Below are 22205 nucleotides of genomic sequence, written 5' to 3' on the forward strand. Positions count from 1 at the left end.
GGCGCCGGACGACACGCGGTGCGGCGCGTGGGGGCCATCAGTACCGCAGCCAGGTCCCCTTCAGCTTGGCCTGCCCCACGCCCGGCTTGCTGAAATCGCACACGCCCTGCGCAAAGATCGCCTTCAGCCGCGCCTCCTCGGCCCCGTTGAACACCGCCGGCGCATAGTCGGCGAGGTCCACGGGCTTGAGCTGGCACTTGAGCACGTCGTCGCTCACCGGTCCGCCCGCCACCATGCGCGGCGCCGGGGTCTTCGGGTAGAGCGTGTTGCACTTGCCGGCGCCGTTCATGGTCGCCGTCTCCTTGTAGCGGGCGCCGTCGTTCACGTCCCAGCACGAGTCGACCGCGTCGCCCGGCTTGTGCCGCACCACCTTGTCGGCCGTGAGCACGGCCGGGTCGGCGGTGATGCCGTCCAGCCAGGACGTCATCAGCGTGAGGCGGGTGAGGATCAGGTCCTTCAGCAGCAGCGACAGCGGAAGGACCTGATCCGGCTTGCCGACCAGCTTGGCCAGGTCCGGGTTCGGGAACAGCCAGATCACCTGGTTGTCGGCGCGCCCATTGGCAGCCTGAAGCTGCTCGCGGATCTTGATGTCGTTGTAGATCGTGTGGATGTCGCCGCCCGGCTCGGCATAGGGATGCACGCTCAGGATCGGCACGGTCGCCAGGCCGCCGCCGCCGGAGCCGATCCGGCCCAGCGTGTAGCTGCGTGCGAGCGCCTCGGTGTCGGCCACCGTGCGCTGCGGCTTCACGATGTTGCCGTCGGCGTCGTAGCCGCCGATGTTCTCGTTCAGGTCCAGGAACTGGGTGACGGTGACCAGCCCCTTGCGAAGCCCGTCGAGGCCGTACTGCACGCCGACGTTGTCGAGCGGCCGGCGCACGAAGCCGGTCGCGGGGTCGCGCCCGAGGCTGTTGACGTTGATGTCGTACACCGTGCAGCGCGCGCCGCCGGGGTTGGTCAGCGGGCTGTAGACCTTGGTGCCGTCGTTCAGGCCGCAGGCCGGTGTGACCGATCCGCTGGTGGCCAGCACGGCGTCGCCGTTGCCCTTGTCCCAATTGGCGCAGGTGATGCCGAAGGGCGTGTTCAGGTGGCCTTCGAAGGCCCCGCGCACCGTGGAACTGGCCGGTGGATTGGCGATGAAGTAACGGTTCAGCAGCCGGCAGTCCGACACCGCCATCGCGGTGCCGAAGACGTCCGGAAAGGCCGAGTCGGGCATGATCCCGTCGAGGATGCCCGGGTAGTTCTGCGCGATCAGCATCTGCTGGATCGCCCCACCCGAGCCTCCCATGCCGACCACCCAGCGCGGCACGCCATAGGCCTCGGCGATGTGCTCGCGCAGCATGGTGGCGGTCTCGGCGGCGACCACGTCGTTCACGTTCACCTTGTTGACGTTCAGCGTCGAGACCACGTAGGCGAAACCGCGTTCCAGCGCCTTCACGCTCTGTTGGTCGATGGCATCGGCCTTGAAGGCCTCGGCCAACGAATTGGCGCCCTGGTTGTACTGGGCGGCGGTCGACTCGCCGAAGCGGAACACGACGCGCTGGTTCCAGCCGGCCCCGTTCCATTGCCCGGCGACGGCGGGGTCGTCGAGCACCGCGATGCGGTAGATCGAGCGGTTGATGGTGCCGGACTCGACCCGCACGATGAAGGGCACCGTCTTGCCGTCGATCGTGGTCGCGGTCGCGAGATCGGCCGGCCGCGAACCGAGGGGGTCGCTCAAGGCCTGGCGCACGCCGGCCTTCGTGAAATAGAACCAGTCGTAGCGCGTGGCGACGGAGCAGCTCGCGTCCAGCGGCGCGCCCAGGCCGGACTCGGAAGTGCGGCACTCGAAGGGCGACAGCTGCGGGCCCGAGAACATCGGACCGGTGATCGGATGGTTGGTCAGCGTGAGTTCGCCATGGGCCTTGCCGGTGCCGGCCTGCGCGACCAGCTTGTTGCTCCCGAGCGCCAGTCCCGACACCAGTCCGCGCAGCTTGCGGCCATCGGCGGAGGCCTTCAGCATCGCGCTCACGTCGCTGCCGTTGCGCAGCACGCGCACCTCGGCGGCGTCCAGCCCCTTCGGCACGTCGACCTCGACCAGCGCATCGCCGCCGCTGACCAGGTCGGCGCGGCTCGACAGGACCGCGATCTTGAGCGCCCCCGGCGTGGTCGGCGCCGGGTCGGCGCCGCCGCCGGCGGCCGCTGGCGGCGGAGTGACGGTGCTGGCCGGGGGAAGGCCGACGAAGGAGCTGCCGCTGCTGCCCCCGCCGCAGGAGGCCAGCGCGCCCAGCAGCAAGCTGCCGGCGAGCACTGCCAGGAGAGGGGGCCGCAGCCGGGCGTCGCGTTTCACGGGGTTCATCGAGGTCTCCTGTTCGTTCTCGTTCGGATTCACAGGCCCGCGGGCCGGCCCATGTCGGGCTTCGCGTAGTCGCAGACGCCGCCGGCGAAGATCCGGTTCAGCCAGGCCTTCTCGGCCGTGCTGAACGGATCGGCCGCGCCGCCCGCGCTCGGTGCGTAGGTGCCGTCGGCCAGCGCCGTGGCGACCGGCTTGGGCGCGCACTTGAACAGGTCGCCGCGGTACGAGTCACCGGCCACCATGCGCGGGCTGGTGTTGACCTTGAAGGCCTGGGTGCAGGCACCGGCGCTGCCCTTGTCGAGAATGCCGCCCCATACCCCGGGCCCGGCCGCGATGGACTGGCCCGCCGCGTCGAAGCACTGGTCGGCGAAGCGTGCCGGCCTGGTGCCGCTCGTGAGGTAGGCGTCGAGCACCGCGAGCGCATCCGTCGCCCGCGTGGCCACGTCGGCCTTGCTGGTCTCGTGCGTGAACCAGATCACCTGGTTGGCGGCATTGCCGCCGCCGGCCGCCAGCCGTGCGCGGGCCGAGAAGGACTGGCGGGAGTTGTGCATGTCGAGCACGTCTTCCTTCCACGGCCGCAGGTCGATCAGCGGAATGTCCAGCGTCTTGCCGGTGAACACCTGGCCCGAGGTGTAGGCCAGGTTCATCGCCTTGAGGCTGCCGCTGCGGCGCGGCGCCGGCGTGCCCGCGTCGGTGCGGCAGTCCGCGCTGCGCCGCATGTTGCGGCTGTCGAAGGGGTCGGTGCCCGACAGCCAGTCGACGAATTCGTTCTGTTCCTTCCAGCTGCCGGCGCAGGCGTTGATGCGCAGGAACTCCTCGGTCGTGATCGCGCCGTCCTTCAGTGCCTGCAGTCCGTACTGCACGCCGACGTTGTCGATCGGGATCGGCGCGAAGCCCTGGGCGTCGGTGCCGTAGATGTTGGCCAGGTCGTTCCAGTGGGTCCACTTGACGTTGGCAAAGGCGTTGGGCCAGCCAAGGGTGGTCGCGGCAGCGAAATAATCAGGAACGATGAAGGTCGGATTGAAAACCAGCGGCCCGGCGCCCAGCCAGCTCTTGACGCACTCGGAAGATTTCAACGTGTCGCTGGTCGCGAGGCCCTCGATCAGCGTGCGATTGCTCCACGTGGCCCACATCGAGCCCGGAGCGAGCCCCGTCTCGTCCTTGAAGTACTGCTCGAGCAGCGAGCAGTCGGACACATAGGTCACCTGCGTCACCATGTCCGGATAGGACTGGATCGGCACGCCTCCATCGAACAGGCCCTTGGGCCGGTTCTGCGCATAGACGTACTGCTGCACCGCGCCGCCCGAGATCCCCATCGCGACCGTGTACCTGGGCGCGCCATAGGTCTGGACGAAGTGCTCCTTGACCATCACGGCCGTTTCCTCGCCGAGTTGCAGGTTGTAGTGCACGCCGGTCTCGTTGCCCGACGAGGACACCACCGCATAGCCCTGCTCGAGCAGGCGCGGCATGACCGGTTTCTCCTCGCTCCAGAGGCCGCCGAACCACATCGCCTTGCCCTGCTGGTGGCCGATGCCGACGCCGCCGCGCATCCAGTAGACCAGCTTCTTGTTCCAGGCCGTGTTGTCCAGGTCCTTCGGCTGCGCGGTGGTCTCCGCGAACGGCGCCAGCATCGCCACGCTGTAGGCGAAGCGGTTGATGGTGCCGGCCTCGACCCGCACGATGAAGGGCACGTCGACGCCGCTGACGCGCACGCGCTGCATGTTGGCCGGCAGCGGGTTGAACTGGGTCGCCGGATCGAAGGGCACGAAGTCGCTGCCGTTGTAGTAGACGTAGCGCAGTTGCGTCTTCACGCCGCAGTACCGGCTGTGGCCGAGCAAGGGGCTGCTGGCGTCGCCGGGCTTCTGATAGATCGGCTGGCCGATGCCCTCATGGTTGTCGACCTCGGGCGCGCCGAGGCCCGACAGCTGGGTCAGGCACAGGAAGGGCTGCTGCTGCGGCCCGCTGAAGGCCGTTGGGCCGGACGGCCCCATCTCGCCGAGCCAGAACTTGAGGCCCGCCAGCGAGACTTCGGGTCGCGGCGTCCCGGTTTCCGGGACGACCGGCGTGCCCGGACCGGGCCTGACGGGGGCGCTCGGCGCGCCCGCATCGCCGGAGGCCGCCGGCGTTTGCGTTGCGGACGGGCTGAACACGCCGCCGCCCCCGCTGCTGCCCCCACCGCACGCGACCACCGCCACCGCGCTCAAGGCAATCCCCATCCAGGCAGCCGCGCGCCGCGCCCGCTTCCAGCACTCGTTCATTCGCATGTCTCCGTCGTTCTCGTTGTGGGCGCGCGCCAGAGGCGGCACGCCGTCCGATGCTAGGGAGAGTGGACTCCGGCCACCAGTCAGATCAACGGGAAGTTCGTGTCAGATAAACGGGCCCCGGCCTCAGGGGAATTACCCATGCGTCTACGGCTTAACGCGGATGCGGGACGCGGCCCGAGGCGGCACAATGGATTAACCAAATAGACAACAATCGGAGACAAGGCTGCGTGCGCCGGGACATCGGCACGCGCAGGACATCCATGACGCACGAGCCCCTTGATACGAGCGGGATCGATTCCGTTCCGTTTCGCGGGATCGTGGAGCAGTCCGTGGCAGGCATCTACATCCTGCAGGACGAGCACTTCCAGTATTCCAACGCGACCTTCGGCGCGATGGCCGGCTATTCGGTCGACGAGATGACCGGACGTCCGCTGCGCGAATGCGTGCCGCCCTACTACGAGGCGGAGGTGATGGACCGCTACAACCGGCGCATCTCGGGCGAGGTGAAGAGCATGCGCTTCATCACGCAGGGCCTGCATCGCGACGGCCACGTGGTCTACATCGAGGTGCACGGCGAGGCCATGCAGTACCGTGGCCGGCCGGCGATCGTGGGCGTCGGCGTCAACGTCAGCGCCCAGGTGCAGCGCGATGCCGAGCTGCAGCAGTCGCGGCAGGAGTACCGCCAGCTCGCCTCGCACCTCAACAGCATTCGCGAACAGCAGCGCGCCGACTATGCGCGCGAGGTGCACGACGTGCTCGGCGGCCTGCTGACCTCGATGAAGCTCGACGTCGGGCGCATCACGCGCCGCTCGCGCTCGCGCACCATCCGCGGCATCACGGCGGACCTCAACGCACTGCTGCTCGAAGCGATCGACAACGTGCGCGAGCTGTCGGAGTCGATGCGCCCGCAGCTGCTCGACCACCTGGGCCTGCACGCGGCGATCGCGAGCCACCTGGCCCGTTTCCGCGAGCGCTCGGGCCTCAAGGTGAGCATGCAGCCGGACGAGTTCGATCTCGACCTGTGCCGCTGGCGCTCGATCGCGGTCTACCGGATCTTCCAGGAGGCGCTGACCAACGTGGCGCGCCATGCCGGGGCCACGGCCGTGGCGGTGCGGCTGCGCCGCAGCGACGACGCCTTCTGGCTCGAGATCGAGGACAACGGCTGCGGCATGCCCGGCGCCGGCAGCATCCGGCACGACGCCACCCGGCATTCGCTCGGACTGATCTCGATGCGCGAACGCGCGCACGAGATCGGCGGCACCCTGCTGATCGACTCCGCCCCGGGCGCCGGCACCCGGATCACGCTGCACGCACCGATCATCGACAACCCGCTGCTGCGCGCATGATCAACGTCCTGATCATCGACGACCATGCGATGTTCCGCTCGGGCCTGCGCAAGGTGCTGCAGGACGCGCCGGACATCGCGCGCGTGGAAGAGACCGGCGAGTGGCGCGACGGGCTCGCGATGCTCGAGCGCGGCGACACCCACGTGCTGCTGCTGGACATCAACCTGCCCGACAGCAGCGGGCTGGACGTGCTCGACACGGTCCATGCGCGCTTCCCGGCCGTGCACGTCGTCATGCTGAGCATGTACGCGGCGCCGCAGTACGCGATCCGGGCGCTGCGCAACGGCGCCAAGGGCTACGTGGCCAAGGACATGGAGGCGAGCGACCTGATCGCGGCGATCCGCAACGTCAACCGGGGCAAGAAGTTCATCACCCCCGCCGTGACCGAGGCACTGCTCGATTCGATGCACGGGCTGGCACCCCACCCGCGACCGCACGAGCACCTGTCGGCGCGCGAGTCGCAGATCATGCGGATGATCGTCGCGGGCGAAGCCCTGACCGCGATCGCCGAACGGCTGCTGATCAACGTGAAGACCGTGAGCACCTACCGGCGGAGGATTCTCGAGAAGCTGGGCGTCGCCTCGAACGCGCAGCTGGTGCAGTACGCGGTTCACAACGGGCTGCTCGACTGAAGTGTCCGGGCCGGCGCCGGGCAAGACGCGCGCCCGTGCGGGCGCGGCGGATCAGGCCGCCAGCCTGAACAGGCTGGTCGCCTCGAGGTCCAGCACCGGCAGCTCGCGCTGATTGAAGAGCCGCCAGCGCCAGCGCAGGATGCCCAGCGTCGGCCGCTTCTCGGAGCGCCGCGCCTCGATCACGTCGGCCAGCAGGCGCAGGCTGTCGCCCGGGCGCACCGGATTCGGCCATTTGAGGAAGGCGAGGCCCGGCGAGGCGAAGGACTCGGAGCCGGCCAGCGCCGCATCGGTGACCAGCCGCATCGCGATCGCGCTGGTGTGCCAGCCGCTCGCGATCAGGCCGCCGAAGGGCCCCTCGGCGGCCGCCTCGGCGTCGGTGTGGAACCACTGCGGGTCGTAGGCCTGCGCGAACTGCAGGACTTCCGCCTCGGTCACGAGGTACGGGCCGGCCTCGATGACGCGGCCCGCATGGAAGTCGGCGAATTTCATCGCACCGTGATCAGTAGGTTTCGAGGTGCAGGCGCCCCTCGCGCTTGAGGCTGGCCCCGACCGTGTCCCAGTCGAGCCCCGCGTCGGTGGCCACGTCGCGCAGCGCCAGCACCACGCCCTCTTCCATGCTCTTGAGGCCACAGACGTAGAAGTGGGTCTGGCCGTCCTTCAGCAATTCGGCCAGGTCGGCGGCGCGCTCGCGCATCAGGTCCTGCACGTAGCGCTTGGGGCTTCCCGGCGTGCGCGAGAAGGCGAAGTTGATGTCGATGAAGTCCTTGGGCAGCGTCTGCAGCGGGCCGAAGTACGGCAGCTCCTGCTGCGTGCGGGCGCCGAAGAACAGCATCAGCTTGCCGCTCTCGAACTTGCCGCTCTTGCGCAGCCGCCGGCGCCATTCGGTCATCGCGCGCATCGGTGCGCTGCCGGTGCCGGTGCAGATCATCACGATGTGCGACTTCGGGTGGTTCGGCATCAGGAAAGAGGCGCCGAAGGGCCCGATCACCTGCACCTTGTCGCCGACCTTGAGGTCGCACACGTAGTTGCTGGCCACGCCGCGCACCGGCTTGCCCTGGTGGTCCTCCAGCACGCGCTTCACGGTCAGCGAGATGTTGTTGTAGCCCGGCCGCTCGCCGTTGCGCGGACTCGCGATGGAGTACTGGCGCGCGAAGTGCGCCTTGCCGTTGGCATCGGTGCCTGGCGGGATGATGCCGATCGATTGACCTTCGAGCACCGGGAACGGCATGGCGCCGAAGTCGAGCACGATGTGGTGGGTCTGGTTCTCGTAGCCGGCCTCGGTGCAGTTGAAGTTGCCCACCACGGTGGCAGTGGTCGGGTTCTTCGGCGGATGCAGGTTGGTGTAGGCGTGCGCGGCCGACCAGGGCGGCACGGTGGAACCGTACTCGGCCGAATTGAAGACCACCTCGCCGGGCGTCGCGGGCGGCTGCGGCGACGCGGCCGGCACCTGCAGCAGCGCCTCCTGCGGCGCGCCGACGCCTTCGGCCTCGAGCTGCTCGGGCGTGAGTTCGGCCGGCAGTTCGTCCCAGGTCAGCTGCTCCTCGATCGAGTAGGCGCGCACCAGGGGCATGGTGCGCCAGTTGTCGATCGAGCCGGTCGGGCACGGCGAGATGCAGGCCATGCAGCCGTTGCAGACATCGGCACGAACGACGTAGTTGCGGTCGTCATGCGTGATCGCATTGACCGGGCAGGTGGCTTCGCAGGTGTTGCAGCGAATGCAGATCTCGGGGTCGATCAGGTGCTGCCTGATGACGTTGATATCGACCGCCATATCCATGGGTATCTCCTTTGTCGCCCCGGCGGCCAATCACCGCTCAAGACCTTTGTACTCCCCGGCCGCGCAAAGCGCAGGCCCCTTCGTGAAACACCGCGGAACTGGCTTGGCCAGGCCGCTGGTGTTGCCCCCGGCAGGGGGTGGGCGCCCGGACACGAAGTGCCGGGCAACCTGGGGGCGAGCAACGTTCAGCCGAAGCGCACGTATTCAAAGTCCACAGGCTGGCGGTTGATGCCCATCACCGGCGGCGCGATCCAGCCGGCGAACTTGCCCGGATCGACCACGCGGCCCATCAACGATGCCACGAAAGCAAAGTCATCGGGCGTCGGCAGCCATTCGCTCTTCTTCGCGGCCCATTCGGCCTCGTTCACCACCCGGCCGTCGGGCGACATCTTGATGCCGGCCAGCGCGCCGATCTGGCGATTGAAGGCCTTGTGCGGCACGGTCAGGCGGGTCGGGATGCCGGCCTTCTCGAGCACCTTGTTCCAGCGCTGGACGCCGGCCACCGAGTCCTTGATGAAGTCGTCGCGCAGCACTTCGTTGAGCGCGTTGAGCATCGGCACATCCTTCTCGACCAGCTGGCCGTTGACCACTTCGAGCACCTTGTAGGTCTGGCCCTTGAGCACGTGGTCGTCGGTGCGCTTGCCTTCCTCGTAGCGGCCCTTCAGGCCCGAGCTGTAGAAGATGGCGGCATTGCTCGACTGGTCGGCGCCGAACAGGTCGATGGTCACGCTGTAGTGGAAGTTCAGGTAGCGCTGGATGGTGCCCAGGTCGATGGCGCCGGCCGCGCGGACCTTCTGCGGATCGTCGGTCTTGAGCTCGTTCATGACCTGCGCGGTGCGCTGCAGCACGCGCGACACGCCGCTCTCGCCCACGAACATGTGGTGCGCTTCCTCGGTCAGCATGAACTTGGTGGTGCGCGCCAGCGGATCGAAGGCGCTCTCGGCCAGCGCCGACAGCTGGAACTTGCCGTCGCGGTCGGTGAAGTAGGTGAACATGAAGAAGGCCAGCCAGTCGGGCGTCTTCTCGTTGAAGGCGCCCAGGATGCGCGGGTTGTTGGCGTCGCCGGACTGGCGCTGCAGCAGCGCCTCGGCCTCTTCGCGGCCGTCGCGGCCGAAGTGCTTGTGCAGCAGGTAGACCATGGCCCACAGGTGGCGGCCCTCTTCCACGTTGATCTGGTAGAGGTTGCGCAGGTCGTACATGCTGGGCGCGGTCAGGCCCAGGTGGCGCTGCTGCTCGACCGAGGCCGGCTCGGTGTCGCCCTGCGTGACGATGATGCGGCGCAGGTTGGCGCGGTGCTCGCCGGGCACGTCCTGCCAGGCCTTCTCGCCCTTGTGGTCGCCGAAGTGGATCTCGCGGTTGGCGTCGCCCGGGTTCAGGAAGATGCCCCAGCGGTAGTCGCGCATCTTCACGTGGCCGAACTGGGCCCAGCCCTGCGGGTCGACGCTGACCGCCGTGCGCAGGTAGACCTCGTAGGCGGTCGAGCCGTCGGGGCCGACGTCGTCCCACCAGTTGACGAAGTTGGGCTGCCAGCCTTCGAGCGCGCGCTGCAGGGTGCGGTCTTCGCCGAGGTTGACGTTGTTGGGGATCTTTTCGCTGTAGTTGACCGTGCTCATGTCGTGCTTCCTTTGGGAGTTCGTTGTGGGCGGATGGATCAGACGCGGTTGAGGTCGAAGCCGGCTTTTTCGCCGGTGCCGTAGACCTTCAGGGCACCCTTGGCACCGACCGCGTTGGGGCGGTTGAAGATCCAGTTCTGCCAGGCGGTGAGCCGGCCGAAGATGCGGGTGTTCATGTTCTCCTTGCTCGCGAAGCGCAGGTTGGCTTCGAGGCCGGTCAGCGCGTCGGGCGACATCGCGGCGCGTTCCTCGATCGCCATGCGGATCTCGTCGCCCCAGTCGATGTCGTCGGGCGCGGCCGTGACCAGGCCGAGCTTCAACGCTTCGTCGGCGTCGAGTGCGCGGCCGGCGGCGCTGCGGGCGGCTTCCATCGGCGCGACTTCTTCATAGAAGCGGCGCTGCAGGCGGCTCTGGTCGTTGACCATCGGGAAGAAGCCGAAGTTGAGTTCGTTCAGCGTGAGCCTGGGTGCCTTCTCGGGGGCGTCGGGCAGCGCCAGCATGTAGGCGCGGTCGGCCGCGAAGGCCAGCTCGGCCAGCGTGCCGGCGAAGCAGGAGCCTTCTTCGACCAGCGCGAACAGGCTGCGCGACGAGACGTCGAGCCGGGCCAGCGTGCGGCGCAGCGCACCGAGGGTCTCGCGCACCAGCCAGTGGTCCTTGTTCGCGAGCATGGTGGCGTCGCTGGCCAGCACGGCCTGGGCGTCGCCCTCGGTCTTGAGCAGCCAGGTGCCGATGTCGAGCTCGTTGGTGCGCAGGTTGAGGATCGCGTCGTCGAGCTGGCGCGCCACCGCGAGCGGCCACCAGGCGGCGCCGGCGGCTTCGATCGCGGCGATGTCGGCGGGTTGCGCGCCCTTCGGCGCCTTGACCGTCAGGGTCGCGGTGCGGCGGGCGCGGTCGATTTCGACCGTGACGTGCTCGTAGCGCAGGCTGTCGGCGCCGTCTTCGCGTTCGAGGCGTGCCAGGCTGACGCCCTTGCCTTCGGCCGGGCGAAGGCTGCCTTCCGCGAGCTTGGCGGCGCGTTCCTGCACCGCGGCGCTGAACTGGGCCGGCTTGGCGATCGCGTCGACCAGGCGCCAGTCGACCGCGCGCTGGCCGCGCACGCCTTCGACGCTGGTGCAGAAGATGTCGGCCAGGTCATGGCGCACACGGCGCTTGTCGGTCACGCGGGTCAGGCCGCCGGTGCCGGGCAGCACGCCGAGCAGCGGCACTTCGGGCAGCGACACGGACGAGGAGCGGTCGTCGACCAGCACGATCTCGTCGCAGGCCAGCGCCAGCTCGTAGCCGCCGCCGGCGCAGGCGCCGTTGACGGCCGCGAGGAACTTCAGGCCGGAGTGCTTCGACGAGTCCTCGATGCCGTTGCGGGTCTCGTTGGTGAACTTGCAGAAGTTCACCTTCCAGGCATGGCTCGAGACGCCCAGCATGAAGATGTTGGCGCCCGAGCAGAAGATGCGGTCCTTGCCGCTCGTGACGATCACCGAGCGCACCTGGGGATGCTCGAAGCGCACGCGGTTCAGCGCGTCGTTGAGCTCGATGTCGACGCCCAGGTCGTAGCTGTTGAGCTTGAGCTTGTAGCCGGGGCGGATGCCGCCGTCTTCCGCGATGTCCAGCGACAGGCGGGCCACCGGGCCCTCGACGCTCAGTTTCCAGTGGCGGTACTGCGTGGGATCGGTGCGGTAGTCCACGCGGGTGGGGTGAGCAGCAGTGTCGGTCATGTCGAGGTCTCCTGTGGGGTTCGGGGGCGTCGAGGAACAATAATGCATTTTTCGAGCGCCGGGACATGCATCATGCTGCATGTTTACGGACGCGTCAACACTGGAATGACTTTTTTACAGGTCCCGAAGCGGACTCAGACTTCCTGGGCCATGGCCTCGCGCACCGCGGTGCGCAGCAGCTGGAAACTGTCGGGCAGGCCGCGCCCGCTGGTGTCCACGCTGAGGTCGGCCTTCGAATAGAAGGCCGCGCGGCCGCTCAGGATGCGGCGCAGGTCGTCCATCGCCTCCTTGCTGGCGGCCATCGGGCGGGTATCGCCCTGAGCGGCCACCCGGCCCATGTGTTCCTCGGGCGCGGCCTGCAGCCAGACCGTGGTGCAGTGCGCCAGCAGCTGGTTGAAGGTGGCCGGATCGGAGACGATGCCGCCGGGCGTGGCGATCACCACCTCGCTGTAGATCTGCACGGTTTCCTCGAGCGCGCGCCGCTCGTAGCGGCGGTAGGCGTTGGTGCCGTAGAGGTCGTGGATCTCGCGCACGCTGCAGCCGGCGATTTTCTCGATCTCGCGGCTCAGTTCGACGAATGGCACTTCGAGGTCGTCCGCGAGCATCTGGCCCAGGGTGGACTTGCCCGCCCCGCGCAGCCCGACCAGCGCGATGCGCCGGTGCCGCGCCGGGTCGCCGGCCGCGGTGCCGAGCAGCTCGCCCAACGCGATGCGGGCGCGGCGCAGGTCGGCCTCGCTGCGGTCCTCGAGCAGTTCGCGGATCAGCAGCCACTCGGGGGAAATGGTCGTGACGTCGCCGACCAGCTCGGCCAGCGAGCAATGGAGCGCGGTCGCCACCTGCTGCAGCACCAGGATCGAGGCGTTGCCGATGCCGTATTCGAGATTGGCCAGATGGCGCTCCGAGACCTCGGCCGCCTGCGCCACGGCCTTGCGCGTCAGTCCGCGGCGCGCGCGCAGGTTGCGCACGCGCTCGCCCAGCGCCGCCAGCAGCGGGTTCTTGGCCTCTTCGGCCGGCGGGGTCGCCTCATGGGGCACGGTCAATACCGCGTCGACTGCTCGCTCGTTCATGGCTCTTTCTCGTTGTCTTCGGATGGCCGCAACTCAGGGTTAACGCGTATTCATGCACTATATTGCTTGACACCCATTGTGTCGGTGCTTATGGTTCGTGCACAGGCAAGATACTGCACCAGAGCATTTGCCGCAAGTTTGTTCCCCACGCACGAAGAAACATCCCATGTCCAAGCAAGCCTTCCACCAGCGCGTCGCCGACCTGGCGTCGCAAATTGCCGGCCGGCCGCTCGACGACGCGCTCGACCGCTGGCTCAACACCCACCACGGCGCCGGCAGCCCCACCTTCGAAGGCCTCAAGCAGGCCTGCGTCGAGGGCGTGGCCGAAGGCTGGCTGTGCGAGCGCGAGGGCGGCGGCATCCGCTACGGACGGGTGTTCAAGGCCGAGGACGCGCTGGGCCGCTTTTCGGTCGACGTGGTCGACATGCGGGACATCGCCGGGCCGCATCACACGCATCCCGGCGGCGAGATCGATTTGATCATGCCGCTGGAGGGCGACGCCACCTTCGACGGCCGGCCGGCCGGCTGGTGCGTCTACCCGCCGGGCAGCGCCCATCGCCCCACCGTCGCGCAAGGCCGCGCGCTGGTCCTCTATCTGCTGCCCGAAGGGCAAATCCAGTTCACCAAATGACCGAACTTCTTCCCAACTACGTGGCTGGCCGCTGGCAGGCCGGCAGCGGCGCCGGCACGGTGCTCGTCGATCCGGTGCTCGGCACCGAGCTGGCACGGGTCGACGCCACCGGGCTCGACCTCCCCGGCGCCTTCCGCTTCGCACGTGAAACCGGCGGCGCCGCGTTGCGCGCCCTCACCTACCGCGAGCGCGCCGGCCTGCTGGCCGCTGTCGTCAAGGTGCTGCAAGCCAACCGCGACGTCTACTACGAGATCGCCACCGCCAATTCGGGCACGGTGAAGAACGACTCGGCGGTCGACATCGACGGCGCGATCTTCACGCTCGGCCAGTACGCCAAGTGGGGCGATGCGCTCGGCGACGTCCGCGCGCTGCGCGACGGCGACCCGGTCAAGCTCGGCAAGGAGCCGCTGTTCCAGTCGCAGCATCTGCAAGTGCCCACGCGCGGCGTGGCGCTGTTCATCAACGCCTTCAACTTCCCGTCCTGGGGCCTGTGGGAGAAGGCCGCGCCGGCCCTGCTCTCGGGCGTGCCGGTGATCGTGAAGCCCGCGACCTCCACCGCCTGGCTCACGCAGCGCATGGTGCGCGACGTGGTCGAGGCCGGGGTGCTGCCGGCCGGCGCGCTGTCGGTGATCTGCGGCAGCTCGGCCGGGCTGATGGACCAGCTCGAGCCCTTCGATGTCGTTTCATTCACCGGCTCGGCCGAGACAGGCGCGGTGATTCGCTCGCACCCGGCCGTCGCGCAGCGCTCGGCGCGCGTGAACATCGAGGCCGACAGCCTGAATTCCGCCCTGCTGCTGCCGGATGCGGCACCGGGCTCCGACGCCTTCAACCTGCTGGTGCGCGAAGTGGTGCGCGAGATGACCGTGAAGTCGGGCCAGAAATGCACCGCGATCCGCCGCATCCTGGTGCCCGCCACGGTCTACGACGCCGCGGCGCAAGCCATCGGCGCCAAGCTGGCCGGCGTCACCGTGGGCAATCCGCGCAGCGAGGGCGTGCGCATGGGTTCGCTCGTGAGCCGCGCCCAGCTGGCCGCGGTGCGCGAAGGGCTGGAGACGCTCAAGGCGCAGGCCGGGGTGCTGCACGACGGCAGCCGGCAGCCGCTGGTCGACGCCGACCCGGCCGTCGCCGCCTGCATCGGCCCGGTGCTGCTGGGCGCGCGCGATGCCGACGCGGCCGACCGCGTGCACGACATCGAGGTCTTCGGCCCGGTCGCCACGCTGCTGCCCTACCGCGACCTCGACCATGCGATCGCGCTCGCGCACCGCGGCCAGGGTTCGCTGGTGACCTCGCTCTACGGCGCCGACGACGCCGAGCTCGGCCGGGTGGCCGTGCAGATCGCCGCCAGCCACGGCCGCGTGCACGTGATCACGCCCGAGGTGGCGCAGGCCCAGACCGGCCACGGCAACGTGATGCCGATGTCGCTGCACGGCGGCCCCGGCCGCGCCGGCGGCGGCGCCGAACTGGGCGGCCTGCGGGCGCTGGACTTCTATCACCGCAGGAGCGCCGTGCAGGCCAGCCCCGGCGTGCTGGCGCAGCTCGGGCTTCAGTAAGCCGGGGCCGCAGACGAGGACCGAAGGAGACACACGATGAACCTGCCCGACACATTCAACTTCGCCGAGCACCTGTTCGCGCTGAACCGCGGCCGCGCCCGGAAGATCGCCTATGTCGACGACCGCGGCGCGCTCGGCTACGGCGAGCTCGAAGACCGCGCGCGCCGGCTCGCGGCGGCCCTGCTGGCAAGCGGCGCGCGGCGCGAGGAGCGCGCGCTGCTGCTGATGCTCGACGGCAGCGACTGGCCCGTGAGCTTCCTCGGCTGCCTGTATGCCGGCGTGGTGCCGGTGGCGGTCAACACGCTGCTCACGGCCGACGACTACGCCTACATGCTCGACCACAGCGGCGCCACCACGGCACTGGTGTCGGGCGCGCTGCTGCCGGTGCTGCAGGAGGCGATGGCAAAGGGACCGAACGCGCTGCGCACGCTGTTCGTGTCGCAGCCCGACGGCCCGCTGCCCGAAGGCGCACGGAATCTCGACTCCGCGATCGCCGCCAGCGAACCGCTCGCGGCGCCGGCCGCCACCGGTCCGCAGGACCACGCCTTCTGGCTCTATTCCTCCGGCTCCACCGGCAAGCCCAAGGGCACCGTGCACACGCACGCCAACCCCTGGTGGACCGCCGAGCTCTACGGCAAGCCGGTGCTGGGCCTGACCGAGAACGACATCTGCTTCTCGGCCGCGAAGATGTACTTCGCCTACGGGCTCGGCAACGCGCTGACCTTCCCGCTGTCGGTCGGCGCCACCGTGCTGCTGATGGCCGAGCGCCCCACGCCCGACGCCACCTTCAAGCGCTGGACCGGCGCCCACAAGCCGACCGTGTTCTTCGGTGCGCCGACCGGTTTCGCGGGCATGCTCGCCTCGCCCCGCCTGCCGGCGCGCGAGGCGGTCGCGCTGCGCATGTGCTCCTCGGCCGGCGAGGCGCTGCCGGGCGAGATCGCGCAGCGCTTCCACCAGCACTTCGGCTGCGAGATCGTCGACGGCATCGGCTCGACCGAGATGCTTCACATCTTCATCTCCAACCGGCCGGGCGACATCCGCTACGGCACCACCGGGAAGCCGGTCGACGGCTACGAGATCGAGCTGCGCGGCGAGGACGGCCAGCCCGTCGGCGTGGGCGAGGTCGGCGATCTCTACATCAAGGGCCCGAGCACCGCGCTGATGTACTGGGGCAACCCCGAGAAGAGCGCCGAGACCTTCCGCGACGGCTGGACCAAGAGCGGCGACAAGTACTCGCGCGACGCCGACGGCTACTACACCTATGCGGGCCGCAGCGACGACATGCTGAAGGTCAGCGGCATCTATGTCTCGCCCTTCGAGGTCGAGGCCACGCTGATGCAGCACCCGGCGGTGCTCGAGGCCGCGGTGATCGGCAAGGAGGACGCCGACGGGCTCACGAAGACCAAGGCCTTCGTGGTCCGCAAGGACGGCCAGTCGGTCAGCGACGACGAACTCAAGGCCTTCGTGAAGGAACGCCTGGCGCCCTACAAGTACCCGCGCTTCATCGAGTTCGTGGACGAGCTTCCAAAGACCGCCACCGGAAAAATACAGCGCTTCCGCCTGCGCGAGCGGGAGCAGAAATGACCCCCGCGTTCGGCACTTCGTGTCCTCTCCCGGCGCCGACACCATGAGCACCCACGCCGAATTCGCCGCCATCCGCTGGCGGGGCAGAGAGGTGCGCATCGAATACGTGCGCATCGCTCCCGAACGCACCGACGCGCCGCTGGTCGTCTTCCTGCACGAAGGCCTCGGGTCCATCTCGATGTGGAAGGACTTCCCCGAGCGCCTGTGCGAGGCCGGCGGCTTCCGCGGCCTGGTGTTCTCGCGCCCCGGCTACGGCCGCTCGACGCCGCGCGCGGCCGACGAGACCTGGGACGTCGACTTCATGCACCGCCAGGCGCACGAGGTGCTGCCGGCGTTCTTCGAAGCGCTGGGTCTCGCCGAGAAGCCGTGGCTGTTCGGCCACAGCGACGGCGGCTCGATCTCGCTGCTCTACGCCGCGCGCTTCCCGGACCGGGTCGCGGGCCTGGTGGTGCTGGCGCCGCACATCCTCGTGGAGGACGTGACGGTGGCCAACATCCAGCTGGCGCGGCAGGCCTACCTGGAGACCGACCTGCCGAAGAAGCTGGGCCGCTACCACGACGACGTCGACTCCGCCTTCTGGGGCTGGAACCGGATCTGGCTGCATCCGCCCTTCCGGCAATGGAACATCGAGCGCGAGCTCGACGGCATCCGCTGCCCGGTGCTCGCCATCCAGGGCATCGACGACGAGTACGGCACACTCCGGCAGATTCGCGGCATCGCCGAACGGCTGCCGCAGACCCGGCTGGTGGAGATCCCGGACTGCGGGCATTCCCCGCATCGCGATCAGCCCGAAACGGCGATAGTGGCGACCGTTTCATTCATCAAGACAGGAAGCCCCACCCAGCACCCGCCCCACCCGGGGGATGCCCGCGATGCTGGGGAAATTCTTAATTGAATCGTGAATAGTTTAGCTGTAAAGTATTCTCAATCAAACCAAAAGGAGACCTCCATGAGCCAACGCATCGCACGCACCACCCTGACAGCCCTGGCACTCGCGTGCATCGCCACGCTGGGCCACGCCCAGCAGGGCAAGCTGAAGGTGGGCCTGATGCTGCCGTTCAGCGGCACCTACGCCGCGCTCGGCGTCGCCATCGAGAACGGCTTCAAGCTGCGCATCGAGGAGCAGGGCGGCAAGCTCGGCGGCCGCGACATCGAGTTCGTCAAGGTCGACGACGAGTCGGACCCGGCCAAGGCCACCGACAACGTCAACAAGCTGATCAAGCGCGACAACGTCGACGTGATCATCGGCACGGTGCACTCGGGCGTGGCGATGGCGATGGCCAAGGCGGCCAAGGAAAGCGGGACCGTGCTGATCGTGCCGAACGCGGGCGCCGACGCCGTGACCGGCCCGATGTGCGCGCAGAACATCTTCCGCAGCTCGTTCTCGAACTGGCAGCCGGCTTACGCGATGGGCGAGGTGGCGGGCAAGCAGGGCAAGAAGAAGGCCATGACCATCACCTGGAAGTACGCGGCCGGCGACGAGTCGGTGGCGGGCTTCAAGGAAGGCTTCGAGAAGGCCGGCGGCAAGGTCGAGAAGCAGCTCACCGTGCCGTTCCCGAACGTCGAGTTCCAGGCGCTCCTGACCGAGATCGCCGCGGCCAAGCCCGACGTGGTGTATTCCTTCTTCGCCGGCGGCGGCGCGGTCAAGTTCGTCAAGGACTACGCGGCGGCCGGCCTCAACAAGACCATCCCGCTGGTCGGCCCCGGCTTCCTGACCGACGGCACGCTCGAAGCGCAGGGCGAAGCCGCCCAGGGCATGCTGACCACGCTGCACTACGCCGACGGCCTCAACACGCCGCGCGACACCGCCTTCCGCACCGCCTACGCCAAGTCCTTCAAGCTGCAGCCCGACGTGTATGCGGTGCAGGGCTACGACGCGGCGCAGATGCTCGCGATCGGCCTCGCCGCGGTCAAGGGCGACATCAGCAAGAAGGCCGAGTTCGCAGGCGCCATCGAAAAGGCCAAGATCGACAGCCCGCGCGGCGCGTTCACGATCAGCAAGGCGCACAACCCGGTGCAGGACGTCTACCTGCGCAAGGTCGAAGGCAACGAGAACAAGATGGTCGGCGTCGCGGTCAAGAACCTGGCCGACCCGGCCCGCGGCTGCAGGATGTAACTCGAGGATGTAGCTCGCCCCCAGGTTGCCCCGCACTTCGTGTCGGGGCGCCCACCCCCTGCCGGGGGCAACACCAGCGGCCCGGCGGAGCCGGTTCCGCGGTGTTTCCCGAAGGGGATCCCGGTAGCTTCCAATGATTTCAACCTAGAAAACTGCTTGTGGACTTCGGTACCTTTCTTGTTCAGTGCCTGAACTCCGTGCAGTACGGATTGCTGCTGTTCCTGGTCGCCTCCGGACTGACGCTGATCTTCGGCATCATGGGCGTGATCAACCTGGCCCACGGCAGCTTCTACATGCTGGGCGCCTACATGGCGTTCGCGCTGTCGCCGCTGTTCGGCGACCAGTTCATCGTGATGCTGGTGGCGGGCGTGGTGCTCGCCGCGCTGTTCGGCTACCTGCTGGAGTGGGCCTTCTTCAGCTACCTCTACCAGCGCGACCACCTGCAGCAGGTGCTGATGACCTACGGGCTGATCCTGGTGTTCGAGGAACTGCGCTCGCTGCTGGTCGGCAACGACGTGCACGGCGTCAAGGCCCCGCCCTGGCTCGAAGGCAGCTTCGCGCTCGGCGACCTCATGAGCTACCCGTGGTATCGCCTGTTCGCCTCGGCGGCCTGCGTGCTGCTGGCGGTCGGCCTGTACTTCGTGGTCAACCGCACGCGCCTGGGCATGATGATCCGCGCCGGCGCCAGCAATCGCGACATGGTGCGCGGACTCGGCATCGACATCCGGCGGCTCTACCGCATCGTCTTCGCGGCGGGCGTGGCGCTGGCCGCGCTGGCCGGCATGATCGCGGCGCCGATGTCCTCGGTGTATCCGGGCATGGGCGCGAGCGTGCTGATCATCTGCTTCGTGGTGGTGGTGATCGGCGGCATCGGCTCCATCACCGGCGCCCTGGTGGCCTCGCTGCTGGTGGGTTTCGTCGACACCTTCGGCAAGGTGTTCTTCGCCGAACTGAGCGGCATGGGCGTGTACGTGCTGATGGCGATCGTGCTGATCTGGCGCCCCGAAGGCTTGATGGGCCGCAAGAGCTGATGATGACCAAACTGAACCACTGGCTCCCTGTGCTCTGCGCCATCGCGCTGGGCCTGCTGGGCCCGATGCTGAGCCCCTACATGTCGGACCTGATCGTCAAGGTGATGATCCTGTCGATCTTCGCGCTGAGCCTCGAACTGCTGGTCGGCATGACCGGCCTCGTGAGCCTCGGCCATGCGGCCTTCTACGGCATCGGCGCCTACGCCACCGTGCTCGGCTCTGGCAAGGACGGCGGCTCGATCGCCTGGCTGCTGCCGCTGGCCATGGGCTCGGCCGCGGCCTACGCCCTGTTCGTCGGCGCCTTGAGCCTGCGCACCCGCGGCGTGTACTTCATCATGGTCACGCTGGCCTTCGCGCAGATGGCCTTCTTCGTCTTCCACGACACCGCGCTCGGCGGCGGCAGCGACGGCATCTACATGTACATCCGCCCGGCCCTCGGCGCGCTCGACCTGGAGAACCGGACCGTGCAGTTCTACTTCGTGCTGGCCGCGCTGGCGGCCACCTACGGCCTGCTGGCGCTGATCCGGCGCTCGCGCTTCGGCGCCGCGCTGGCCGGCATCCGCGTCAACGAGCAGCGCATGCGCGCGGCCGGCTTCCCGGTCTACGGCTACAAGCTGGCGGCCTTCGTGATCGCCGGCGCGCTGGCAGGGCTGGCGGGCTTCCTGGTTGCTGCGCGCGATGGCGTGGTCAACCCCGAACTGATGGCCTGGCACAACTCGGGCGAGGTGCTGCTGATGATCATCCTCGGCGGCCTCGGCCACCTGCGCGGCGCGGTGATCGGCGCGGTGGCGTTCACCTTGCTGAAGGAACTGCTCTCGACGCATGCGCTGGTCGGCCCGATGGCGGACCACTGGCAGCTCTCGCTCGGGCTGGCCATCATCGCCTTCGTCGCGCTGCTACCCAAGGGCATCATCGGGATTGCGGCGCGGATCTCGCCGAAGGGGGCTGCATCATGAGCACCCTGCTTGCGGTCGAAACGCTGACGCGCCGCTTCGGCGGCCTGGTCGCGGTCAATGCCGTGACGCTGGACCTGCGCCGCGGCGAAGTGCATGCGGTGATCGGCACCAACGGCGCCGGCAAGTCGACGCTGATCAACATGCTCTCGGGCGAGATCGGCGCCTCCGACGGCCGCATCGCGCTGGACGGCGAGGACATCACGACGCGGGCGCAGTTCCGGCGCGCGCTGGCCGGCGTCGGCCGCAGCTACCAGCGCACCACGATCTTCCCGGAGTTCACGGTGCTGGAAAACTGCCGCCTCGCGGCGCAGGCCGCGACGCCCCGGCCGTGGGCGATCTGGCAGGCCTCGCGCCATTGCGCGGAGAGCAATGCCTCGGCCCGCGAGGCGCTGGCCGCGGCCGGCCTCGATACGGTGGCCGAGCGCATCGCGGGCACGCTGAGCCACGGCGCCAAGCGGCAACTCGAAGTCGCGATGTGCCTGGCGACCAAGCCGCGCGTGCTGCTGCTCGACGAGCCGCTGGCCGGCATGGGCGCCGAGGAGACCGAGCGCATGCTGGGCCTGCTCGCGAACCTCAAGGCCTCGCACGCGATCCTGCTGGTGGAGCACGACATGGACGCGGTGTTCCGCATCGCCGACCGCATCACCGTGATGGTCAACGGCACCGTGATCGCGACCGGCGATCCGGCGTCGATCCGGACCAATCCCGAAGTACGAACGGCCTACCTCGGCGAGGACCATTGAGAGATGAAACACCCCCGAAGCGCCTGCGGCGCCTCCCCCTCAAGGGGGCGATACCAGCGGCCCGGCAAAGCCGGTTCCGCGGTATCCCTGGCATGGGGCTGTGCCGGTTTCATGCGTCGCGTGCTGGAAAACTGAGATGCTGTCGATACAAGACCTGAACACCTACTACGGCGACAGCCACATCCTGCGCGGCGTCGACGTCGAGATCCCGGCCGCCACCTCGGTCGGCCTGCTCGGTCGCAACGGCATGGGCAAGACCACGCTGATCCGCTCGCTGATGGGCTACGTGCGGCCGGCCTCCGGCCACGTGAAGCTCGACGGCCAGGAAGTCACCGGCTGGGTGCCCGAGAAGATGGCGCGGCGCGGCATCGGCTACGTGCCCGAGGGGCGCGGCATCTTCCCGAACCTGTCGGTGCGCGAGAACCTCGTGATGAGCGCACGCGCCGGCATCGACGGCAAGCGCGACTGGACCTTCGAGCGCGTGATGGCGACCTTCCCGCGGCTGACCGAGCGGCTCTCGCACGGCGGCCAGCAGCTCTCGGGCGGCGAGCAGCAGATGCTGTCGATCGGCCGCGCGCTGATGACCAACCCGCGGCTCATGATCCTCGACGAGGCGACCGAAGGCCTGGCGCCGCTGATCGTGGCCGAGATCTGGCGCGTGATCGCCGACATCCGCTCGACCGGCATCGCCACGCTGATCGTCGACCGCGACTGGCGCAAGGTGCTCGGCCACACCGACCGCGCGGTGGTGATGGAGAAGGGCCGCATCGTGCGGCACGGCCCGTCCGCCGATCTGGTGGCCGAGCCGGCCGTGCTCGAGGAACTGCTCGGGGTCTGACGCGCTTCAGCGCGCT

The 22205-nt window shown here is 68.7% G+C and carries 18 protein-coding genes; 11 read left to right on the forward strand and 7 right to left on the reverse strand.

Annotation, left to right across the window (positions count from 1 at the left end; translation table 11 throughout):
* Positions 1–37: 37 nt before the first annotated feature.
* Entirely contained in the window at positions 38–2335 is a 2298-nt protein-coding gene (locus AB4Z46_RS27230) for a DUF6351 family protein (RefSeq protein ID WP_442286675.1), read from the reverse strand.
* A gap of 29 nt (positions 2336–2364) precedes the next feature.
* Positions 2365–4590 carry a DUF6351 family protein gene (locus AB4Z46_RS27235; protein WP_442286676.1) on the reverse strand — a complete coding sequence of 742 codons (2226 nt, stop codon included), beginning with the start codon at positions 4588–4590 and terminating at the stop codon, positions 2365–2367.
* A gap of 266 nt (positions 4591–4856) precedes the next feature.
* Here AB4Z46_RS27235 and AB4Z46_RS27240 point away from each other — a divergent pair, with 266 nt between their 5' ends.
* Positions 4857–5942: a PAS domain-containing sensor histidine kinase gene (locus tag AB4Z46_RS27240; RefSeq protein ID WP_442286677.1), complete on the forward strand. Its 1086-nt coding sequence runs from the start codon at positions 4857–4859 to the stop codon at positions 5940–5942.
* On the forward strand, positions 5939–6574 hold the full coding sequence (locus AB4Z46_RS27245) for a response regulator (RefSeq protein WP_442286678.1): 636 nt from the start codon (positions 5939–5941) through the stop codon (positions 6572–6574). Before AB4Z46_RS27240 ends, AB4Z46_RS27245 begins: the two co-directional genes overlap by 4 nt.
* Positions 6575–6625: 51 nt before the next feature.
* Here AB4Z46_RS27245 and AB4Z46_RS27250 read toward each other — a convergent pair whose 3' ends face one another.
* The 5 genes from AB4Z46_RS27250 to AB4Z46_RS27270 all read right to left on the reverse strand — a co-directional run bounded on the left by AB4Z46_RS27250 (position 6626) and on the right by AB4Z46_RS27270 (position 12740).
* Positions 6626–7063: a MaoC family dehydratase gene (locus tag AB4Z46_RS27250; protein WP_442286679.1), complete on the reverse strand. Its 438-nt coding sequence runs from the start codon at positions 7061–7063 to the stop codon at positions 6626–6628.
* Positions 7064–7073: 10 nt separating this feature from the next.
* On the reverse strand, positions 7074–8351 hold the full coding sequence (gene boxA / locus AB4Z46_RS27255) for a benzoyl-CoA 2,3-epoxidase subunit BoxA (protein WP_442286680.1): 1278 nt from the start codon (positions 8349–8351) through the stop codon (positions 7074–7076).
* A 185-nt stretch (positions 8352–8536) separates the two neighbouring features.
* Positions 8537–9964: a benzoyl-CoA 2,3-epoxidase subunit BoxB gene (boxB, locus tag AB4Z46_RS27260; protein ID WP_442286681.1), complete on the reverse strand. Its 1428-nt coding sequence runs from the start codon at positions 9962–9964 to the stop codon at positions 8537–8539.
* A gap of 38 nt (positions 9965–10002) precedes the next feature.
* Entirely contained in the window at positions 10003–11673 is a 1671-nt protein-coding gene (boxC, locus tag AB4Z46_RS27265; protein WP_442286682.1) for a 2,3-epoxybenzoyl-CoA dihydrolase, read from the reverse strand.
* A 134-nt stretch (positions 11674–11807) separates the two neighbouring features.
* Complete coding sequence (locus AB4Z46_RS27270) at positions 11808–12740, reverse strand: helix-turn-helix transcriptional regulator (protein WP_442286683.1); 933 nt, start codon at positions 12738–12740, stop codon at positions 11808–11810.
* Between the two features lie 166 nt (positions 12741–12906).
* On the opposite strand from AB4Z46_RS27270, the gene AB4Z46_RS27275 reads away from it, so the two are divergent.
* From AB4Z46_RS27275 to AB4Z46_RS27315, 9 genes are all read left to right on the forward strand, one after another.
* Positions 12907–13371, forward strand: a complete 465-nt coding sequence (locus tag AB4Z46_RS27275; RefSeq protein WP_442286684.1) for a 4-hydroxylaminobenzoate lyase — start codon at positions 12907–12909, stop codon at positions 13369–13371.
* Positions 13368–14921, forward strand: a complete 1554-nt coding sequence (locus tag AB4Z46_RS27280; RefSeq protein WP_442286685.1) for a 3,4-dehydroadipyl-CoA semialdehyde dehydrogenase — start codon at positions 13368–13370, stop codon at positions 14919–14921. The genes AB4Z46_RS27275 and AB4Z46_RS27280 overlap by 4 nt, the downstream gene beginning before the upstream one ends.
* 36 nt (positions 14922–14957) lie before the next feature.
* Positions 14958–16505 carry a benzoate-CoA ligase family protein gene (locus AB4Z46_RS27285; protein ID WP_442286686.1) on the forward strand — a complete coding sequence of 516 codons (1548 nt, stop codon included), beginning with the start codon at positions 14958–14960 and terminating at the stop codon, positions 16503–16505.
* Between the two features lie 43 nt (positions 16506–16548).
* Positions 16549–17400 carry an alpha/beta fold hydrolase gene (locus tag AB4Z46_RS27290; RefSeq protein WP_442286687.1) on the forward strand — a complete coding sequence of 284 codons (852 nt, stop codon included), beginning with the start codon at positions 16549–16551 and terminating at the stop codon, positions 17398–17400.
* 54 nt (positions 17401–17454) lie between these two features.
* The gene (locus tag AB4Z46_RS27295; RefSeq protein WP_442286688.1) at positions 17455–18621 is read left to right on the forward strand and encodes an ABC transporter substrate-binding protein; all 1167 of its coding nucleotides are present in this window, start codon (positions 17455–17457) and stop codon (positions 18619–18621) included.
* Between the two features lie 158 nt (positions 18622–18779).
* Entirely contained in the window at positions 18780–19652 is an 873-nt protein-coding gene (locus AB4Z46_RS27300; protein ID WP_442286689.1) for a branched-chain amino acid ABC transporter permease, read from the forward strand.
* On the forward strand, positions 19652–20608 hold the full coding sequence (locus AB4Z46_RS27305) for a branched-chain amino acid ABC transporter permease (RefSeq protein WP_442286690.1): 957 nt from the start codon (positions 19652–19654) through the stop codon (positions 20606–20608). The genes AB4Z46_RS27300 and AB4Z46_RS27305 overlap by 1 nt, the downstream gene beginning before the upstream one ends.
* Complete coding sequence (locus AB4Z46_RS27310) at positions 20605–21351, forward strand: ABC transporter ATP-binding protein (RefSeq protein WP_442286691.1); 747 nt, start codon at positions 20605–20607, stop codon at positions 21349–21351. The genes AB4Z46_RS27305 and AB4Z46_RS27310 overlap by 4 nt, the downstream gene beginning before the upstream one ends.
* A gap of 136 nt (positions 21352–21487) precedes the next feature.
* Complete coding sequence (locus tag AB4Z46_RS27315; RefSeq protein ID WP_442286692.1) at positions 21488–22189, forward strand: ABC transporter ATP-binding protein; 702 nt, start codon at positions 21488–21490, stop codon at positions 22187–22189.
* The last annotated feature ends 16 nt before the right edge of the window (positions 22190–22205 follow it).

The sequence above is a fragment of the Variovorax sp. M-6 genome, from assembly GCF_052114385.1.
Taxonomy (GTDB): domain Bacteria; phylum Pseudomonadota; class Gammaproteobacteria; order Burkholderiales; family Burkholderiaceae_C; genus Variovorax.

Bases quoted from the DNA above. Each gene is read 5' to 3' on its own strand.
- AB4Z46_RS27230 (WP_442286675.1), bottom strand. From the start codon at position 2,335: ATGAACCCCGTGAAACGCGACGCCCGGCTGCGGCCCCCTCTCCTGGCA.
- AB4Z46_RS27235 (WP_442286676.1), bottom strand. From the start codon at position 4,590: ATGAACGAGTGCTGGAAGCGGGCGCGGCGCGCGGCTGCCTGGATGGGG.
- AB4Z46_RS27240 (WP_442286677.1), top strand. From the start codon at position 4,857: ATGACGCACGAGCCCCTTGATACGAGCGGGATCGATTCCGTTCCGTTT.
- AB4Z46_RS27245 (WP_442286678.1), top strand. From the start codon at position 5,939: ATGATCAACGTCCTGATCATCGACGACCATGCGATGTTCCGCTCGGGC.
- AB4Z46_RS27250 (WP_442286679.1), bottom strand. From the start codon at position 7,063: ATGAAATTCGCCGACTTCCATGCGGGCCGCGTCATCGAGGCCGGCCCG.
- boxA (WP_442286680.1), bottom strand. From the start codon at position 8,351: ATGGATATGGCGGTCGATATCAACGTCATCAGGCAGCACCTGATCGAC.
- boxB (WP_442286681.1), bottom strand. From the start codon at position 9,964: ATGAGCACGGTCAACTACAGCGAAAAGATCCCCAACAACGTCAACCTC.
- boxC (WP_442286682.1), bottom strand. From the start codon at position 11,673: ATGACCGACACTGCTGCTCACCCCACCCGCGTGGACTACCGCACCGAT.
- AB4Z46_RS27270 (WP_442286683.1), bottom strand. From the start codon at position 12,740: ATGAACGAGCGAGCAGTCGACGCGGTATTGACCGTGCCCCATGAGGCG.
- AB4Z46_RS27275 (WP_442286684.1), top strand. From the start codon at position 12,907: ATGTCCAAGCAAGCCTTCCACCAGCGCGTCGCCGACCTGGCGTCGCAA.
- AB4Z46_RS27280 (WP_442286685.1), top strand. From the start codon at position 13,368: ATGACCGAACTTCTTCCCAACTACGTGGCTGGCCGCTGGCAGGCCGGC.
- AB4Z46_RS27285 (WP_442286686.1), top strand. From the start codon at position 14,958: ATGAACCTGCCCGACACATTCAACTTCGCCGAGCACCTGTTCGCGCTG.
- AB4Z46_RS27290 (WP_442286687.1), top strand. From the start codon at position 16,549: ATGAGCACCCACGCCGAATTCGCCGCCATCCGCTGGCGGGGCAGAGAG.
- AB4Z46_RS27295 (WP_442286688.1), top strand. From the start codon at position 17,455: ATGAGCCAACGCATCGCACGCACCACCCTGACAGCCCTGGCACTCGCG.
- AB4Z46_RS27305 (WP_442286690.1), top strand. From the start codon at position 19,652: ATGATGACCAAACTGAACCACTGGCTCCCTGTGCTCTGCGCCATCGCG.
- AB4Z46_RS27310 (WP_442286691.1), top strand. From the start codon at position 20,605: ATGAGCACCCTGCTTGCGGTCGAAACGCTGACGCGCCGCTTCGGCGGC.
- AB4Z46_RS27315 (WP_442286692.1), top strand. From the start codon at position 21,488: ATGCTGTCGATACAAGACCTGAACACCTACTACGGCGACAGCCACATC.